17 protein-coding genes are annotated in these 17,422 nt (G+C 50.4%); 13 read left to right on the top strand and 4 right to left on the bottom strand.

Features of this window, described 5'->3' with window-relative positions:
- From IPL17_RS22585 to IPL17_RS22575, 3 genes are all read left to right on the top strand, one after another.
- The coding region (locus IPL17_RS22585; RefSeq protein ID WP_345309349.1) for an energy-coupling factor ABC transporter ATP-binding protein at positions 1-448 on the top strand (448 nt) is incomplete at its 5' end.
- 194 nt (positions 449-642) lie between these two features.
- Complete coding sequence (locus tag IPL17_RS22580) at positions 643-1,461, top strand: ECF transporter S component (RefSeq protein ID WP_345309348.1); 819 nt, start codon at positions 643-645, stop codon at positions 1,459-1,461.
- A 70-nt stretch (positions 1,462-1,531) separates the two neighbouring features.
- Complete coding sequence (locus IPL17_RS22575) at positions 1,532-2,401, top strand: energy-coupling factor transporter transmembrane component T (RefSeq protein WP_345309347.1); 870 nt, start codon at positions 1,532-1,534, stop codon at positions 2,399-2,401.
- Between the two features lie 78 nt (positions 2,402-2,479).
- Here the strand turns inward: IPL17_RS22575 and IPL17_RS22570 are convergent, their stop codons facing one another.
- Positions 2,480-3,301, bottom strand: coding sequence for a DUF1684 domain-containing protein (locus IPL17_RS22570; RefSeq protein ID WP_345309346.1), 822 nt, complete (start codon positions 3,299-3,301; stop codon positions 2,480-2,482).
- Between the two features lie 96 nt (positions 3,302-3,397).
- The gene (locus IPL17_RS22565) at positions 3,398-3,991 is read right to left on the bottom strand and encodes a hypothetical protein (protein WP_345309345.1); all 594 of its coding nucleotides are present in this window, start codon (positions 3,989-3,991) and stop codon (positions 3,398-3,400) included.
- 147 nt (positions 3,992-4,138) lie between these two features.
- On the opposite strand from IPL17_RS22565, the gene dcd reads away from it, so the two are divergent.
- A complete protein-coding gene (dcd, locus tag IPL17_RS22560; RefSeq protein WP_345309344.1) occupies positions 4,139-4,693 on the top strand; it encodes a dCTP deaminase in 555 nt (184 codons plus the stop codon).
- A gap of 35 nt (positions 4,694-4,728) precedes the next feature.
- On the opposite strand, the gene IPL17_RS22555 is transcribed toward dcd, so the two are convergent.
- Positions 4,729-5,580 carry a carotenoid biosynthesis protein gene (locus IPL17_RS22555; protein WP_345309343.1) on the bottom strand — a complete coding sequence of 284 codons (852 nt, stop codon included), beginning with the start codon at positions 5,578-5,580 and terminating at the stop codon, positions 4,729-4,731.
- Positions 5,581-5,585: 5 nt separating this feature from the next.
- Positions 5,586-8,381: a helicase C-terminal domain-containing protein gene (locus tag IPL17_RS22550; protein WP_345309342.1), complete on the bottom strand. Its 2,796-nt coding sequence runs from the start codon at positions 8,379-8,381 to the stop codon at positions 5,586-5,588.
- Between the two features lie 402 nt (positions 8,382-8,783).
- Here IPL17_RS22550 and IPL17_RS22545 point away from each other — a divergent pair, with 402 nt between their 5' ends.
- The 9 genes from IPL17_RS22545 (at position 8,784) to IPL17_RS22505 (ending at position 17,291) form a co-directional block, all read left to right on the top strand.
- Entirely contained in the window at positions 8,784-9,380 is a 597-nt protein-coding gene (locus tag IPL17_RS22545) for a 4Fe-4S dicluster domain-containing protein (RefSeq protein ID WP_345309341.1), read from the top strand.
- Positions 9,377-10,372 (top strand): CoB--CoM heterodisulfide reductase iron-sulfur subunit B family protein, encoded by a 996-nt coding sequence (locus tag IPL17_RS22540; RefSeq protein WP_345309340.1) that lies wholly within the window; start codon positions 9,377-9,379, stop codon positions 10,370-10,372. The genes IPL17_RS22545 and IPL17_RS22540 overlap by 4 nt, the downstream gene beginning before the upstream one ends.
- Complete coding sequence (locus IPL17_RS22535; protein ID WP_345309339.1) at positions 10,369-12,360, top strand: CoB--CoM heterodisulfide reductase iron-sulfur subunit A family protein; 1,992 nt, start codon at positions 10,369-10,371, stop codon at positions 12,358-12,360. The genes IPL17_RS22540 and IPL17_RS22535 overlap by 4 nt, the downstream gene beginning before the upstream one ends.
- Before the next feature lie 63 nt (positions 12,361-12,423).
- Positions 12,424-12,918 (top strand): hydrogenase iron-sulfur subunit, encoded by a 495-nt coding sequence (locus IPL17_RS22530; protein ID WP_345309338.1) that lies wholly within the window; start codon positions 12,424-12,426, stop codon positions 12,916-12,918.
- Entirely contained in the window at positions 12,915-13,916 is a 1,002-nt protein-coding gene (locus tag IPL17_RS22525; protein ID WP_345309337.1) for an oxidoreductase, read from the top strand. Before IPL17_RS22530 ends, IPL17_RS22525 begins: the two co-directional genes overlap by 4 nt.
- 59 nt (positions 13,917-13,975) lie before the next feature.
- The gene (locus IPL17_RS22520; RefSeq protein ID WP_345309336.1) at positions 13,976-14,227 is read left to right on the top strand and encodes a hypothetical protein; all 252 of its coding nucleotides are present in this window, start codon (positions 13,976-13,978) and stop codon (positions 14,225-14,227) included.
- Between the two features lie 70 nt (positions 14,228-14,297).
- Complete coding sequence (locus IPL17_RS22515; RefSeq protein WP_345309335.1) at positions 14,298-15,764, top strand: Ni/Fe hydrogenase subunit alpha; 1,467 nt, start codon at positions 14,298-14,300, stop codon at positions 15,762-15,764.
- A 40-nt stretch (positions 15,765-15,804) separates the two neighbouring features.
- Positions 15,805-16,302 (top strand): hydrogenase maturation protease, encoded by a 498-nt coding sequence (locus IPL17_RS22510; RefSeq protein ID WP_345309334.1) that lies wholly within the window; start codon positions 15,805-15,807, stop codon positions 16,300-16,302.
- 50 nt (positions 16,303-16,352) lie between these two features.
- Positions 16,353-17,291, top strand: coding sequence for a LysR family transcriptional regulator (locus tag IPL17_RS22505; RefSeq protein WP_345309333.1), 939 nt, complete (start codon positions 16,353-16,355; stop codon positions 17,289-17,291).
- The last annotated feature ends 131 nt before the right edge of the window (positions 17,292-17,422 follow it).

Genomic DNA, 17,422 nt, shown 5'->3' with positions numbered 1-17,422 from the left:
ACTGGAGGTGAAAGAGGCGCTAAAGATCGTTAACCTGGTTGAAAAAGAGAAAGACCCGCCGCTGGCGCTTTCATTCGGCCAGCAGAAGCGCGTGAGCATTGCGGCCATTCTTGCAATGCGTTCGCGTATCCTTGTGATGGATGAGCCGACTGCCGGGCAGGATTATCAGAATTACATGAACTTCATGGATTCGATCTTGCAAATGCCTGCTTTTGAAGCCATCATTTTTATCACGCACGATGTTGACCTCGCGGCAATTTACGCCAATCGTGTTTTGATCATTTCGGATGGAAAGCTGATTGCAGATGGCAAACCGCAGGATGTGCTCCGCGACTTTGATCGACTTCAAAGCCAACCGCATCATTCCGACCTCATTGCTGGCTCTCAACCTCAAGCGACTCGGCACGACGGGACGTTTCGTGAGAGCGAGGCATTGGCACATATTTAAAATTGGAGCGCCATAGGTTCTGTCACACTCCAAAAAAACAAAAAGGAGAAGGTAAGATGGATAAGAAATTCACCAATGTATTAATTCTATTAGTTGTTAGTACTTGCCTTGTTTGCTGTTGTTATGTTCGTGCTTGGCCCGGGAGAGCCTGCTGAAGGAGCTGTTCTTAAATCTTTCCAGTAGATCAGGCTAGTGTGGTTTCCCGCTTTGTGTTTGTTGTGGTTGGCATTGCCATCGCGTTCGGCGTGTACTTTGCCACACAAGCCAACAAAGCCTGGGAAGTTGGAACACGCGAAGTAGTGTGGATGGCCATCGGTGCGGCGTTGTATGCTGTGTTCTCATGGCTGTTCAATGGCACCGTATTCGTTGTTCCTTCCGCGAGCCAGGTTGCGCTTCGCCCCGCGATCGCAATCCCAATGTTCTTTGGTTTTGCATTTGGACCCATCGTTGGTTTCTTCACGGGTGCAGTTGGCAACATGTTCGGCGATGCGCTCACGGGCTTTGGCCTTTCTCCGCAATGGAGCATTGGCAACGGCTTGATCGGTTTCGTCTCTGGCATGTGGATGTTATTCTCTGATAAGAAGAAGAGCATGGACACAGTGCTTTATGTCAGCGGCGCATTGGCTGTCATTACCGCCTTGTTATTCTTCATGAATCGCAGTATGCCCAATATGCTTTATTTTGATGTGGAAAACGGTATTTTCGGCGACGCGCAGATTTCTCTCTTTGCAGGTATCGCGATCCTGATCGGCTTTGCCCTGATTTTCGGCGTTCGTTATTTCTTCAAGAGTAATGAAGATGTCGCGACCGCAGTCACATGGGGTATGTTGGGCAACATTGTCGGGCTTCTCTTTGCTTCGCTTTCCGATATTGTCATCAACGGATTGAGCCTGCCTGCCACCATCGTTGGACAATTCCTGCCCGCGGCTGGTCCCAACCTGATCTTCGCCGCCATTCTTGTTCCGATGCTGGTTGTTGCGTACACTTCCACTCGCAGACAGTCTGGTCGTTAGTTTGTCATTACGAGGCCCTTAAGGTTTCAAAAGGTCCTTTAAGGGATCTTCATCGATATAATGGTGAATCATGCTTGTTGCTTGGCGTTATCGTAAACGTGAAAATTCCTTCATCCAAAGTTTTGATCCGCGCGCGTGGGTCATCTTCTTTCTTTGCTTTCTTTTCTCCACGCTCTCATTTTGGGATGTGCGTTATTTACTTCCCTTTTTTGCCATAGCCATGTTTTCTTTGCTCACCTCTGGCGTGAAATGGCATGAAGTGCGCCGCGCATTTTTGTTCATTATTGTCCTTGTTTTTTTCTTCTCGATACTAACCTTTCTTACAGGCCGCGGCGGGACGGAAGTGTATGCAGAGGAACATTTGATCCGCGAGTTTAGAGCGCCTTTTTCCATCCTCGGCTGGACTCCTGTTTTGAAGGTCACTGTTGAACGGTCATTCTACGCATTGAGCCAACTGGTGCGCGCATCCAGCATGGCGGTGATGACTGTTTTAATCCCTTACTCGCTCAACCCCGCCTTATATGGGATCACGTTTAAAGGGCTGCGTCTCCCCGATAAATTTGCCTACGCCATGGATTTGACCATGCGCTTCATCCCGACCTTTGGCAGGGATTTCCAACTGACAATGGATGCCCAGCGGGCGCGCGGCTATGAACTTGAGAAGATCAACGGCGGTTTGATTGCGCAGGTACGGAAATTGGGCCCAATTGTTGTGCCCGTGACCATTCATGCGATCATCAGCAGTGAAGATATTATTGACGCGATGGATCTGCGTGCCTTTGGCGTTGGTCCGCGCACCTGGCTGGACGTGCTGACCTATCAGACGCGGGATAGAGTCTTGATCGCAGTAGGTGTGGCAATACTGGTCACTTCGATTGTTTTGGCTTTTATGGGACTGGGGAAGTTTTGGGTGCCAGAAGCTTTGATGGGAATGTTTTAGTCAAGTGTGGTATGAAAGCACTACCCTCGCAACGACATTTTTAATAAAAAATCCGCCGTGATGAACGGCGGATTTTGTTTAATGATGTGAGTGTGTTTCCCCGGCTGTTACTCTGAAATCCAGATGATTTTGCTCGGGAGCGAAGACGCATGTGGCAAAATCTGTGAAGGCGCAGGGTGGGTTGTAGGCTTTGTTGAAATCTATGAATATATGACCGTCGGCATCCTTATCTGTGACAAGATAGCGGCCGGTGGGGTAGGTTTCATCTTTGCTGGTTAGGTCTGAGAAGCGGATAAAGAATGTGCCGTCATCTTCCTGATTTACATCAAGCTGGTATGATTTTTCATTGTATTGAAAGGATAAATAGCCTTCAACAGGGAATTCTGATTTATCACCTGCCACATCCGGGAAGTAGGACATCTTGGGACGGTCATAAGCTGTGTATGTCGCAGGGACGCGAAAATTTTCATCGATGTCGAACCAGGTGCGGGCGGGGAAGGATCGCCTTTCTTCGCGTTGATTATCCCAAATGCGGACACCAAATTTATTTCCACGTTGAATGACCACGAGTTGGACATCCTGTAATTTAATAAAACTTGGCGTTTCGGAGATGTCTGGCTGAAGGACGGCGAAATCTTTATCAAGGCCGTTCACCTCAATTTTTTGGCCGGGGTTGGCACGCAATGAAATGGATTTGCCGTTGTATTCAAGATGACCGATATTGGCGGGGATGCGCGCCGGAAGTAGAATTTCGGATTTGGGGTCCGAGCCAAGTTGGTTTTTTCCAAGTTTCAGCCAGTACAAGCCTGCTAACGCGATCCATCCATTTTCCTTGCGGATGGTTTCGTCGCGTTCTTTGCGCCATTCATGGATGGAGTGTTGATAGGTGTCGTTTGCCATGTTGGGATTATACCTGTACAAAAAAGAGTTAGGAAGCCCATTTAAAAAGAACAGACCCATCCCTTTAAGGACGGGTCTGTTGATAAGCCGCAATATCTAACCAGCAACGATCGGTGTTGCGAAGTAATAGATCAAGCCGATGACCAGGGTGATGATGGAGAACAGCGAGAAGAATCCGCGCAGGTTGCTTTCTTCCTTGTTGATGGATGCCCAGCCTGCAAAAGCAAGTCCAATTGCCATGATGGTCAGCACCAGTTGAAGGTGATCGCCGCGTTCGTTCCAATTTGTCGCTAGGATAAATTCAGACTCTGAAGTGCTGAAGAACTCGCTGGAGGTGACCGCCATGTCCGTGTAATATTGATCGTCCCACACGGCATTGGGGTCGCGGGCAATGGCGTCCTGTAGCTGTTGCGAGAAATTGAACTGGTAGTAGTCTGCCGCCTCAGGATTGGTGTCCTGATTGATGTACCAGTTATCGTAGTAATTGTAGTCCTGTGAAATATTCTGATTTTCGGTGAGATATTCAGCGTTGCCATCATTCAGTGCTTGCATGCCTTTGATTTCGGCGTCATTTTGATTGCCATCCGCCAAAGCGCCCTGATAGCTGGCTAAGGCTGTGAAAACGCTCAAAACAGTGATCAACATGCCGAGCAAAATCTCATTGCCTAGAAAAATAACGATCCTCTTCATTTTACGGTATCTCCTGAAAAATTTGAAATAAGTCAATTGCTGTGACGGCGATACTATACCAGAATTTGGGGATTGTAGGTTTACATTTTTGTTATAAAATGGTGACAGTTTTTATACTCAATACACAATCTGACCAAGGAGAGAAAGATGGGATTAAAACCTGACCACTGGATCCGCAAGATGGCGCATGAACAAAAAATGATCGAACCGTTCGTGGAGAACCAAGTCCGCGAGGGAGTGATCTCTTATGGCGTGTCTTCCTATGGATATGATGTGCGTGTTGCAAATGAGTTCAAGATATTTACAAATGTATTTTCTGCGACGGTTGACCCGAAGAATTTTGATGTTAAATCCATGGTTGATTTTGTCGGGGATGTGTGCGTAGTTCCGCCGAACTCGTTTGCCCTGGCACGCACGATCGAATACTTCCGCATCCCGCGCAAGGTGTTGACGATCTGTCTGGGCAAATCCACTTATGCACGGTGCGGGATCATTGTGAACGTGACTCCCTTTGAACCTGAATGGGAGGGATTTGTAACGCTTGAGATCTCCAATACCACACCGCTGCCTGCGAAGATATATGCCAATGAGGGGTTGGCACAGGTTCTTTTCTTTGAGGCAGATGAAGAATGCGATACGTCATATGCGGATAAGAAGGGCAAGTACCAAAACCAGCAATCGATTGTTTTGCCAAAGTTGTAGTGAGAAAAGAGCCGCTTCTGATGATGCGGCTCTTTTTATTTTAGTTCTCGTAAGAATATGTGTTGAATGGAAGGTTTATGCAGAATCAGTGCAAGGACAAACATGGACAAGGCGATCCATAATAGCGCGGGAGGATCAAGAATGACGCCAGAGATCAGCCCGGCGATCAATAAATAGAAGTGGGAGAGGAACGGAACCCAAAATGCCAATGGATCGATCGGGGTTTGATAAAAGCGCGGCCGTGAAACGATCACAACAAAGAGCGCGCCGATCAATACCGGGGCAATGGTCAGGGTGTGGTAATCAAAGGGAATGATGAAGGTGATGAAGGCGTTGGTGAACATCACACATAACAAGCCGATGATGATCCCAAAGAACGAGGGCAGCCACCGTCCGATCCAATCACTACGGAGTGCCACGAGACGGTATCCAAATGAGAATGATGAAACAACCCAGAACCACGCCCAAAAGTTTGCATAGGGAACACCGAAATATTGAAAATTCAAGCCCTGTCCCCAATCCCAAAAGCCGAGGCGGATGGCGATGGTGTCCATTGCCAGATCGATATTTAGCGCGAGCAAACCGTCGAGTACGGGGCGGGTGAAATAGGGCAGGTTGCTGCCATCTGAGAATTCCATGACGGCGTAGATAATACTGCTCCATGCGACGCCAATGCAAAGCGGAACATCCAGCACCATAAGCATGAATTGCCCATATTGGTATGCATTTAATTGGCGGATGGTGGCAAGTTCCAGCAGAACTCCGAATGTTGTGCCGGCTATTAATTTAAGCAGATTGGGGGCGCCGCGCTTCAGCGCGTGGTGGAAGCAAAGCGCAAATTGGATATAGATGACAACTTCAAAGAGAATAAAGTAACTGTTTGGCATGGATACTACACGCCCAGCCAATCCCCCGCCATTTTCGCCAGCCCCGCAGTTGCACCCTGCCTGGCTGTACATTGCGGAAGTGATTCCAGGAATAACCTGCCATACTGCTTTGTTAGCACGCGTCTGTCCAGAATGGCGACGACACCGCGGTCTGATGCGGAGCGGATCAGGCGGCCAAATCCCTGGCGGAATTTCAAGATCGATTCGGGCAGGTAATACTCATTGAACGAATCTTCGTATAGCTCAGAACGCGCCGCGATGATCGGGTCGGAGGGTACTCCAAACGGGAGTTTGGTGATGACCACGACTGATAACGAATCACCAGGCACATCCACGCCTTCCCAGAAGGAGCGCGTGCCTAGCAATACGGCGCGCTCTGTTGATTTAAAAGATTCGAGCAATGCGTTTGGCGATGCGCCTTCGCCTTGTTCAAATACGAAAATATCCTCTCGTCCCAATGGACCGGTGATGGCTTGCGCAGTTTTCTTGAGTGCCGCATAGGATGTGAATAATACGAGCATCCTGCCACCGGTAGCCTTGGCTGTGGAGATGATGGCTCGGTCAAGCGCCTGTTGATATCCCTGCGCATTTGGTTCAGGCATGTCATTGGCAACATAGAGCAGGGTGCTTGATTCGTAATCGAATGGTGAACCCAGCGCGAGTGTATTTACCTCGTCTGCGGACAGTGTGTTACGTAGATAGCGAAACTCGCCATGCGTGGTTAGCGTGGCAGATGCCATGATAACGCAGGCTTTTTTGTGCCATAAGTGTTCTTGAACCAGTGGGCCAACGCGCAGAGGAGCGGCGTTCAATGACAGTCTCTCTCCGCGCGGATTTACTTCGACCCAATAAATTAGATCATTGGATGGTTTACTCATCATCCCGGAAGACGCAGCCTCGGCTTCTGCCATTCGGCGCATTAGACTGCCAAGATTTCCCATTACATCTTGAACGTTTTCATGACCTTCTGCATACACATCGCCAAGCGCCCTGTAAATCTCTTCAAGAGTCTTTAGGAGCAGTCCCATCGTCTCGCTGATCTGATCCCACATGATCTCTACGTTGTCCCAGCCGGGCAGGGTCCGTGAGGCGGGCACAATGCGCAGCTGCCATGAGTAATTGCTGGACGGCTGCCCCTCACGCTGTATGGAGATAAAATCACCGAGCACATTGAAAAATTCACGGGTGATTTGTTCGAGGCGGAATGCTTGGTCGGTGGCGTGTTTTGCTTTTTGTTGGAGCAATCCAAAGTCAGAGGGGCGAAGCGCGTCGTGAGTTTCAGTCAGCAATCTGCCGAGCAGCCCTGCGGAGGATCCGCCCAATTCCTTCAACATCCGTTCCAGATCATTTTGGGTCATGCGGAACGAAAGCGCGCTTGTTACAGCGTTTTCCATGTGATGTGCTTCATCCACGATCACATAATCATATTCGGGTAGAACCTTGCTGCCAGTTGAAACATCAGAAAGCAGAAGCGCATGGTTCACGATCAACAAATGTGAGCCCAGCGCAGCTTGCTTGGCGCGGTGGAACGGACAGGTTCCACTCATTCGTCCAAGGCAGGTCTCGGTGGTGCAGTTATCATCTTCGGCGGAAAGCCTGCTCCACACTTCGCGTTCGATCGGACCCGTTAAATTCAATTCATTCCTGTCGCCGCTGTCGTTTTCCAATTTCCAGACGATGAGTTTTGCCAGCACCCGCATTTCGTTCGCATCCTTTGGACCGTGCTGACGCATAAATTGTAGCCTGCGAGGGCAGAGATAATTTGAGCGGCCTTTGAGTACTGCGGCACGTACATCCAAACTTAATGCGGCTTGCAGGTCGGGGATATCTTTTTTGATGAGCTGGTCTTGCAGGTTGATGGTGTTCGTAGATACGACCACACGGGTATTGTTCCGTACTGCGAATATGGCAGCCGGAACCAGATAGGCGAACGATTTGCCGACACCCGTTCCAGCCTCGACCAGTAAATGGTTGCCGTTCGAGAGGGCGTTAGCCACCGCTTTGAGCATATCCACCTGTTCCGGGCGATGCTCGTAGGATTCAAAGTATTGGGAAAACGGACCGCCGTACTCCAAAACAGAGGCAATCTCTTCGGGGTCAAGTGGAATTGGCTTTTCGTTATTCTCAATGGGAGAACTATCGTTTTTTGTTGAAACAGGTTTAGGCGCTGGAACAGAAGTACTTTTTGTCGACTTGGATTTGATACCCTCTTTGGCTCTGGCTTGAAGTGCCTGTTCGAACGCCCAGCCTGCATCCCAATCCACAAAATTACTAAGCTCAACGATCTCCTGCAAAGTTTCCAACGGAAGTTCCTTCGCAATATCAAGCAGGCGCACATAAGCGGCTTGTGTGACACGTGCATCGTCCAGGGCGCGGTGTGTGGCGGGGAGGGGGATGTTAAGCTGTTGACCAAGTGAACCGAGGTTATAGCGGCTTGCTGTAGGCATTAGGACGGATGCCAGTTCGTACGTGTCAATTGTTTGGTGATATGGGAACAGCCCCGCTTTGCGTAGAAAGCCAATGTCAAATTTGACGTTATGCCCGAGGATGGGCGCGTCGCCGACGAAATCTAAAAGTTCCTGCTTGATGTCGATCAGGCGCGGAGCTTGACGCACCATGGCGTTGTCAATGCCGGTCAAGCCAGTAATGAATTCTGGAATGGCTTTGCCTGGGTTGATGAGCGTCGAGAATTCATCTTCCACGCGGCGGCCGTTGAATTTCACAGCGGCGATTTCAATAATGGCTTCGCGGTTTTCGTCGAGACCTGTGGTCTCTATGTCAATTGAAACGATGGATGTCATAGTACGGAATGTCCCGCAATTATGGAATTCGGCATTTGGTTTTGGCTCGTTTTTTACAAAAATCTTAATCGTTCGTGTTTTTTTAGTTAGAACAAGTGTACCATGAAATAATTACGGAATTCTTGCGATTCACAAAATCCCTGGCTTTCTAAAAAAGGTAGTGGAAAACGTTGGTCTATCCCTAAAAATTAAACTTGGGTGGCTCTTCCCTGTGTATGAAATTTGTCAGGATTGTATAGTTACCTTTGTTACTTGTTGATTGTGTAAAATGTCACTATTCTTTAAGTTAGGGGAGCGAATCTTTACTGCGAATGGGCGACCATGGTCGGGCCGAGCAGCAACTGTTTTAGGTCTGTCGTGTCCTTTACGCGGCAGGTTGAGTTGCAAAGCACGGAGGCGTTTATGCCCCAAATGACAGATGAGAGAGTCCGCGCGGGGTTGGCTCGTGAGGAAGACCTTTCCCTTTTACATGAAGTGAGTATGAAGACTGCGGGCGTTTCGCATTTGGAGATGTGTATCCAGTGTGGAACCTGCGGCGGTTCCTGCCCGGTGGCCGAGGATATGGACCATACACCGCGCATGTTGTTTGCGATGCTGCGGGCAGGCATGCGCGGTGAGGTGCTGCGCAGCAATACGCCGTGGTTGTGCGTATCGTGCTATCACTGCGTGGTGAGGTGTCCGCAAGAAGTGCATATCGCGGATGTGATGTATACGCTGAAGGGCATGGCGATCCACGCGAAGCTGTACACCGATTCAACAGCGCCGCATTTCTCTCAGACCTTTGTGGACATGGTGGAAACCTTCGGGCGCAGTTACGAGCTTGGGCTGGCGACGCGGCATTACCTGCGGCATTTTCCGCTGCGGCTGCCGGGTATGATGCCGATGGGATTGGGAATGATGTCGAAGGGGCGCATGGCGATCACGCCGAAACGAATTGAGAACATCGACCAATTACACGCGATCTTACAGCGCGCCAAGCAGCTGGAGATGACCTCATGAAAAAATATCTTCTCTACCCGGGTTGTTCAATGGACTCCAGCGCGAAGGCATATATGGAGTCGCTCAATTCCATTGTGGAGCCGCTGGACTTGCAATTGGAAGAGATCAGGGATTGGAATTGCTGCGGCGCGACGGAGTATCTCGGCATCAATCTCATCCCTGCTTATTCGTTGATCGCGCGCAATCTTGCGTTGGCTTCCAAACAGGTAGATGGTACACGTACCGTCGTTGCGCCGTGTTCGGCTTGTTATCTCAATCTTGCCAAGGCTGATTATTACATGCAGGAACGTCCGTCACTGGGGGTGAAGGTGAACGATGCGCTCTCGGCAGGTGGATTGGAATATAAAGCGGGCTCGCTGGATGTGCGCCACCTGATCGACGTTCTTGTCTATGACGTGGGGCTGGATGCCGTCCGAGCGAAAGTGGTGCGCCCCTTGAGCGGACTCAAGGTCGTGCCGTACATGGGCTGCATGTTGCCGAGGCCTGATTATCAACACCGCTGGTCAGACCATGAACATCCCACGGAATTGGATGACCTGCTGCGCGCGCTCGGCGCGGATGTGATCGATTATCCGCTCACGACAGAATGCTGCGGCGGGCACATGACTCAGATCGGGCCTGAGACTGCCTTTGAATTAATTCGCAGACTCGTCTCTGATGCAGACGAGCGCGGCGCGCATTTGATGGCAACGGTCTGCCCGATGTGTCAGATGAACATCGATGCGTATCAAAATGAAACGAATCATTTCTTCCATACAAATTATCACATGCCGGTTTTGTTCTTCACCCAATTGATGGGTCTCGCCTTTGGGAAGGAACCTGGCGAGTTGGGCATTGGCTTGGAACTGGTCAGTGCGCGGAATGCGCTGGCGAACATCGGCATTGAAGTGCCTGTGACGCAGGAACCAGCCGCGCCGAGAAAAAAGGATGAAGGGCTGCCCATGCCGCGTCGCTGGACCAAGCACGAGGCGAAGAAGGAGGCGGTGAAATGACAGAGCGAGTTGGAGTCTATGTCTGTCACTGCGGGTCGAACATCTCAGGCACTGTGGATGTTGTCGATGTTGCAAACTGGGCTGCTGAAAAACTTGGGCGGCAGGGTGTGGTTATTGCGCGTGAATATAAATTCATGTGTTCGAGCCTCGGGCAGGAATTTATTGAGAAGGACATCAAGGAACTTGGCTTGACGCGTGTGGTCGTGGCGGCGTGCTCGCCGCATTTGCACGAAAAGACATTCCGCACGGCGGCGAAGAACGCGGGATTGAATCCGTATTTGGTGGAGTTGGCTTCGATCCGCGAGCAGGTCTCGTGGGTGCATTCAGATAAAGCTGTCGCGACGGCAAAGGCCAAGGCTGTTGTATCAGGCGCGGTGTCGAGAGTGATCGAGAATCGTCCGCTGGAGGAAATTAAAGTTCCGATCAATCCGAATACATTGGTGGTGGGCGGCGGCATTGCGGGAATCCAATCGGCATTGGAAATTGCGAATGCGGGATTCCATGTGTATCTCGTGGAACGCGAGCCGTCCATTGGCGGACACATGGCGCAGTTCGATAAGACTTTCCCCACGCTGGATTGTTCCGCGTGCATTCTCACGCCGCGCATGGTGGAGGTGGGCACGCATCCGAACATCACGCTGTTGACGTGGAGCGAAGTTGAAAAGGTGACGGGCTTCGTGGGCAGTTTCCATGTGACGATCAGAAAGAAGGCGCGCTGCATCAAGGAAGAACTTTGTACGGGCTGTGGAATTTGTCAGGAGAAGTGTCCGAAGAAAGTGATCGATGAAATCTATGAGGCAGGGCTTGGTTATCGCAAGGCGGTGTACACGCCGTTCGCGCAGGCCGTGCCGAAGTACCCCGTGATGGACAAGGAGAACTGCACGTATTTTCTCAAAGGCACATGCAAGGCTTGCGAGAAATTCTGTCCGACGGGCGCGATCGATTTTGAGCAACAGGATGAATTGCTGCAAGTGGATGTTGGCAACATTGTGCTTGCCACAGGCTACGACCTGTTCGATGCGCGGCGTGTGAGCAATTACGGTTATGGACGTTTGCCGAATGTGTTCACGAGTTTGGAGTTCGAGAGATTGTCCAATGCGGCAGGGCCGACTTCTGGCAATATCGTTCTGCGCGATGGAAAGACCGTGCCGAAGAGTGTGGGCATCATCCATTGCGTGGGGTCGCGCGATAAGAATTTCAACAATTACTGCTCGGTCATTTGCTGTATGCAGGGATTGAAGTTCGCGCATCTCGTTCACGAGCGCACGGGCGCAACGGTCTATAACTTTTACATTGACATGCGTACCGCGTACAAAGCCTACGACGAGTTCTATCAACGTGTGATCGAAGAAGAGACTCTCTTCGTGCGCGGCAAGGTGGCCGAGGTCACAGTTGCGGCACGCAATGCACGCGAAAAGGGAAAGCTCATCATTCAAGTGGAGGATACGCTGGCGGGCAAACAGCGCCGCATCCCTGTGGATATGGTCATCCTTTCCAGCGGATTGCAGCCGCGCCACGATGCAAAGGAAGTCGGCAAGATGTTCGGCATCTCGTGTTCCACCGACGGTTGGTTCACCGAGAAGCATCCCAAACTCGACCCGATGGCGACCATGACCGAAGGCGTTTTCATCGCAGGCTGTGCGCAGGGGCCGAAGGATATTCCGTCCAGTGTGGCGCAGGGTGCGGCGGCTTCGGCGCGTGTGCTCGACAAAATTTTGCAGAAGGAAGTTTCGCTGGAACCGATCAAGGCCAGTGTGAATCAAACGTTATGTTCGGGCTGCAAAATTTGCAATGGCATGTGTCCGTTCAACGCGATCTCGTTCATTGAAGATGACAAAGTTTCCTATATCAATCCCGCGCTGTGTCAGGGCTGCGGAACGTGCGTGGCGGCCTGCCCTGCGGGTGCGATCAGCGGCACAGGCTTCAGCAATGAGCAGATCATCGCGCAGATCGATGGGTTGATGTTGAAAAATCTGGTGGATGTGTAATTTGTAAATAGTAAATGGTAATTACTACTTACCAATTACTATTCACCACAGATGGAGACTCGTATGGATAACACTTTTGAACCCACCATCATCGGCTTCACCTGCAACTGGTGCAGCTATCGCGCATCGGATTTGGCAGGGACGGCGCGCATGAAATATGCGCCGAACGTGAGATTAATCCGCTTGATGTGTTCCGGCCGCCTCGACCCTACCTTTGTGCTGCGTGCTCTTTCAGACGGAGCAGACGGCGTGATGATCACGGGCTGCCACCCTGGCGAATGTCATTACATCGAGCAGAATTACAAAGCCTTGCGCCGTTATCTTTTGCTCAAGCGTGTACTTGCAGGTCTGGGCATCGAACCCGAGCGTGTGAAACTGGTTTGGGCCAGCGCGGCGGAAGGCGCACGGTTCGCCGCAGAGACAACTGCATTTGTGGAAGAGGTGCGGAAGTTGGGGCCATTGAATTTAAATGCAGAATGCAAAATGCAGAATGATGAATCTGAAAATTCATCATTCATCAATCCGCATTCATCATTTGAAAAGGAGGTTCACGCATGAACACAAACCCCAAACCCAAATTCGCCATGTACTGGGCCGCCTCCTGCGGTGGATGTGAAATTGCGGTGCTGAATACCCACGAAAAGATTCTGGATGTGGACGCGAACTTTGAAGTTGTCTTCTGGCCTGTGGCGATGGATGCAAAATATCATGATGTAGAAGCGATGGAAGACGGCTCGATCCTGCTGACCCTCTTTAATGGCGGAATCCGCAACGATGAGAATGAGCACATTGCTAAATTATTGAGGCAGAAATCGAAGATTCTCGTTGCGTTCGGTTCATGCGCCTGTGAAGGTTGTATCCCCGGGCTGGCGAATCTCAGCCCCGTGGGTGATATTGTCCGCACAGCGTTCAATACCATCACGACGGATAACCCGAATGCAATCTATCCGCGTACAAGTTATGACGTGCCTGAAGGTGAATTGCATATTCCGACCCTTTCACGGATGGTTCGTCCGCTCGAAGAGGTTGTGGATGTGGATTACTTCATGCCAGGCTGCCCGCCTGAGAGTCATCAAATTGCGGCGGTGATCGATCTGGTCATCAAAGTTGTGAAGGGAGAAGCGGAATTGCCGCCGAAAGGCTCGGTCATTGGTTGTGGAGATTCCACAGTCTGCGATGAATGTCCGCGGGCGCGGAATGTGAAATTCATCAAGGAGTTCAAGCGCATTCAGGATGTCGCGCCTGTTGACCCAACCTTGTGCCTGCTCGAGCAGGGGATTCCATGCAACGGGCCTGCCACACGCAGCGGATGCAATGCGCGCTGTCCGCAGGCAGGGACGCAGTGTATTGGCTGTTACGGTCCCGCGGATGGTGTGATGGATTACGGCGCGCGTCTCATCACCGCGTTTTCATCAGTCATTGACGCGAACACACCCGAAGAGATTGAGCATATCCTCGATGGAATCCCCGACCCGACGGGACAGGTGTATCGGTTTAATTTGGCGGGGTCGCTGCTGAAGGCCAATAGAGAAGTGTGGAAAGTAGAAAATGGTTAGTGGAAAGAACGAAATATAAGATGAAAGAAGGTCGTTTGATCCTCGAAAAGGAGAATGACATGAACACAAAATTGACCGAAAACACTGAGCCTATTGAAGACCGTAGTGCTCTTTTGGAAAATTCCCTCATTGAAGAATATCTCAAAGAGAAGGGTTATTCCCATGAAGATCTCAAAAAACTTCCTGCTGATTTGGTGGAAAAATTGATGAAGGGAGCCTCGCAGTATGCGTCACTCAAAATGGAAGAGGTCAAGGCGCGGGCGCATCTTATCAAGGAATTGCATGACGATGCTTCGGCTCTGGAGAAGTGAAAAAATAATAAGTGAAACGTGATTTTATGTGTCACGTTTCACTTATCACGCAGCAAAGCTCGGAGGCTTTATGAATCAACGCATCACCATCGACCCAATCACCCGTCTCGAAGGTCACGGCAAGATCGAGATATTCCTCGATGACAAAGGCAATGTTGCCAACACCTATTTTCAGATTCCCGAACTGCGCGGATTTGAACGATTCTGTGTCGGACGTCCCATTGAGGAGATGCCGCTGATCACGAATCGCATTTGCGGGGTCTGCCCCGAGGCACATAATATGGCGGCGTCCAAAGCTGGAGACATGGCCTATAAAGTGGACCCGCCGCGTACGGCAAAACTCTTGCGTGAGCTGTTGTATTCCGCGTTCTATTGCACCGACCACACCACTCACTTCTACGCTCTGGGCGGGCCTGATTTTGTGATGGGACCTGACGCGCCTGTAGCCGAAAGAAATATCCTCGGTGTGATTCACAAAGTGGGGTTGGAGATCGGCGGCAAGGTGATCCAGATGCGCAAGTATGGGCATACCGTGGTGGAGATGATCGGCGGGCGCAAGGTGCATCCGTGTACGTCCATCCCTGGCGGTATGACCAAGGGCATCACCGAAGAGCAGCGTAAAGAGATCGAAGAGATGGGACGCTGGGCAATTGACTTTGCCCAATTCAGCCTCAAACTGTTCAATGACATTGTGCTCGGCAATAAAGCCTATGTTGACCTCATCCTCGGCGATGTGTACACCCACCGCACGTATTACATGGGCATGGTGGACGAGAACAACAAGATCAATTTCTACGATGGCAAAGTCCGCGTGGTGGACCCGAATGGAAAGGAGTTCGTCAAATACGCGCCGAAGGAGTATGCCGAGCATATCGCCGAGCACGTTGAGCCGTGGACGTATCTCAAATTCCCGTATCTCAAAAAAGTTGGCTGGAAAGGTTTTGTAGATGGCATCGACTCGGGTGTGTACATGGCAACTCCGCTTTCGCGCTTGAATGCATCCGATGGCATGGCAACGCCGCGCGCGCAGGAGGAGTATGAAAAATTTTACGCAACGCTTGGCGGTAAGCCAGTGCATCAACGCCTCGCTACGCATTGGGCGCGATTGGTTGAATTGTTATATGCGGCTGAACGCTGGGTGGAGTTGGTGACTGACACTGAGATCACATCTACGAATATCCACGCGAAACCGACTCAAATTCCGACCCAGGGGATTGGCATCGTCGAGGCGCCGCGCGGCACGCTCACGCATCATTATTGGACCGATGAGCGGGGCATCGTGACCAAATTGAATCTCATCGTTGGCACCACCAACAACTATGCGCCGATCCAGATGTCCACGAATAAGGCGGCGACGAGTCTCATCAAAGACGGGATGGTGAATGAAGGCCTGCTCAACATGGTGGAGATGGCTTTCCGTGCCTACGATCCATGCTTTGGGTGCGCGACCCATTCCCTGCCAGGACAAATGCCTTTGGAGGTCACCGTTCGGGATGTGGACGGGAATCCTATTGAAGTATTGAAACAATTTTGTTAAGCAGAGTAGGCAGGCATAGATAGAAACGGAACTTTATCCAATGAAAACTTTGGTGGTCGGTCTCGGTAATCCCATTCTTGGTGATGACGGTGTTGGCTGGAAAGTCGCAGAGGAAGTGAAGCGGCGGCTGTGTTCTTCCCCTGGATCTTATCCGCTCGCTAATAAAAATTTTATTTCGGTGGAATATCTTTCATTGGGCGGGCTTGGGTTGATGGAACATCTTGTCGGTTATGACAATGCCATTTTGATCGATGCATTTAGATCAGAGGAAGCGATAGGCTCGGTTCTTGTAATGCGACTGGAAGATATGCCGAACTACTCTGCCTTTCATACAACAAGTGTTCATGATGCGTCTTTGCAAAATGCATTGGAATTTGGTAGTCGGCTCGGTGCCAAGTTACCGAAGCACATCATGATTGTGGGCGTTACAACAGATAAATGCTTTGAGTTTTGTGATGGTTTGACCCCCGAAGTACAGGCTGCTGTTCCAATCGCAACCCGGGCGGCGTTGGATTTGTTGGAGGTCTCGATAGCGTAGACGCTATACCCGTTTTTTTTTGATCTTCTCATTTTTATTTGGAGAGATACATGGTTGATATTCAGAAGGTTGAGACATTTATTTGCGCTGCTGAAAGCTCAAGTCTGTCTGATGCGGCGAAGCTTCTGCACCTTAGTCAGCCGGGTGTGAGTCACCAGATCAAATTGCTTGAGCAGGAATTGGGAGTTCAGCTTTTCACTCGCAGTAATATTGGTCTTCATTTGACGGAAGCCGGCCAGCTCTTACTACCCTGGGCGCGTCATCTCCTGCACGATATGGATGATTTGAAGGAAATGATGGCTTCTCTGCAAGAAGCTGCGGTTGGAGAGTTGAATATTGTTTGTAGTACATCCATTGGTAAATATGTTCTTCCTCAATTGGCAACCCGTTTTTGCCTAATGTATCCCAAGGTAAAGATACATCTTTTGTCTTGTAGCCCGGAAACTATTGCCCTTAACTTGCTGGCGGGAATTGCACAACTTGGGGTGGTCAGCGCTGAAGTAAATGACAAGGGATTGGAGTCCCAGGAATTTTTTCGAGATTCAATCGGATTGATCGTGCCGGTGAATCACCCGTGGGCTATGAGACCATCCATTGAGCCGTCCGAGATTGTAAACGAGCCCTTGTACATAAGAGAGGAAACTTCGGGAACACGGTGGGCAATGTTGACAGAACTTTCAAAGTTCGATATCAGCCTTGAGGATTTAAATATATTTATGGAAATAGCCAACGCCGAAGGCATTATGGAAGCAGTCGCGACTGGCTATGGCATTTCCTTCGTGTCGTGCCTCGCTAGCAAGCACCTTCGCGCATTAAGGCAGATTATTAGCGTGAGTGTCGAGGGATTTAACGTGCAACGCATCACCTACATGGTGCGCAAACGAATTAGTCCGCCGCATCGCCCACGAGACGTCTTTTGGGGATTCATCCACACCCCGGAAAATGCAGATTTACTCGGCCAATCTGGCGCAGGTGTCATTTATGCTTGATGTATTTTACTTCGTGTAAGCATGCCTTACTCTGTGCAGGGGTCTCGCAATTGTGCAGCTCGATAATGCAAAACTTATGATGAAGCTGTACGCGAAACACCCTCCAAGGAAGAACGCTGTGGAGTTAATGG

The sequence above is a fragment of the Candidatus Villigracilis saccharophilus genome (assembly GCF_016711665.1).
Note: the sequence above shows the minus strand (reverse complement) of the source record. Positions and strands in the feature narration are given on the sequence as shown.

What these genes read in the sequence shown, in the direction of transcription:
- IPL17_RS22535 (WP_345309339.1), top strand. Translation starts at nt 10,369, where the DNA reads ATGACAGAGCGAGTTGGAGTCTATGTCTGTCACTGCGGGTCGAACATC.
- IPL17_RS22550 (WP_345309342.1), bottom strand. Translation starts at nt 8,381, where the DNA reads ATGACATCCATCGTTTCAATTGACATAGAGACCACAGGTCTCGACGAA.
- IPL17_RS22520 (WP_345309336.1), top strand. Translation starts at nt 13,976, where the DNA reads ATGAACACAAAATTGACCGAAAACACTGAGCCTATTGAAGACCGTAGT.
- dcd (WP_345309344.1), top strand. Translation starts at nt 4,139, where the DNA reads ATGGGATTAAAACCTGACCACTGGATCCGCAAGATGGCGCATGAACAA.
- IPL17_RS22575 (WP_345309347.1), top strand. Translation starts at nt 1,532, where the DNA reads ATGCTTGTTGCTTGGCGTTATCGTAAACGTGAAAATTCCTTCATCCAA.
- IPL17_RS22530 (WP_345309338.1), top strand. Translation starts at nt 12,424, where the DNA reads ATGGATAACACTTTTGAACCCACCATCATCGGCTTCACCTGCAACTGG.
- IPL17_RS22565 (WP_345309345.1), bottom strand. Translation starts at nt 3,991, where the DNA reads ATGAAGAGGATCGTTATTTTTCTAGGCAATGAGATTTTGCTCGGCATG.
- IPL17_RS22555 (WP_345309343.1), bottom strand. Translation starts at nt 5,580, where the DNA reads ATGCCAAACAGTTACTTTATTCTCTTTGAAGTTGTCATCTATATCCAA.
- IPL17_RS22510 (WP_345309334.1), top strand. Translation starts at nt 15,805, where the DNA reads ATGAAAACTTTGGTGGTCGGTCTCGGTAATCCCATTCTTGGTGATGAC.
- IPL17_RS22540 (WP_345309340.1), top strand. Translation starts at nt 9,377, where the DNA reads ATGAAAAAATATCTTCTCTACCCGGGTTGTTCAATGGACTCCAGCGCG.
- IPL17_RS22570 (WP_345309346.1), bottom strand. Translation starts at nt 3,301, where the DNA reads ATGGCAAACGACACCTATCAACACTCCATCCATGAATGGCGCAAAGAA.
- IPL17_RS22505 (WP_345309333.1), top strand. Translation starts at nt 16,353, where the DNA reads ATGGTTGATATTCAGAAGGTTGAGACATTTATTTGCGCTGCTGAAAGC.
- IPL17_RS22525 (WP_345309337.1), top strand. Translation starts at nt 12,915, where the DNA reads ATGAACACAAACCCCAAACCCAAATTCGCCATGTACTGGGCCGCCTCC.
- IPL17_RS22515 (WP_345309335.1), top strand. Translation starts at nt 14,298, where the DNA reads ATGAATCAACGCATCACCATCGACCCAATCACCCGTCTCGAAGGTCAC.
- IPL17_RS22545 (WP_345309341.1), top strand. Translation starts at nt 8,784, where the DNA reads ATGCCCCAAATGACAGATGAGAGAGTCCGCGCGGGGTTGGCTCGTGAG.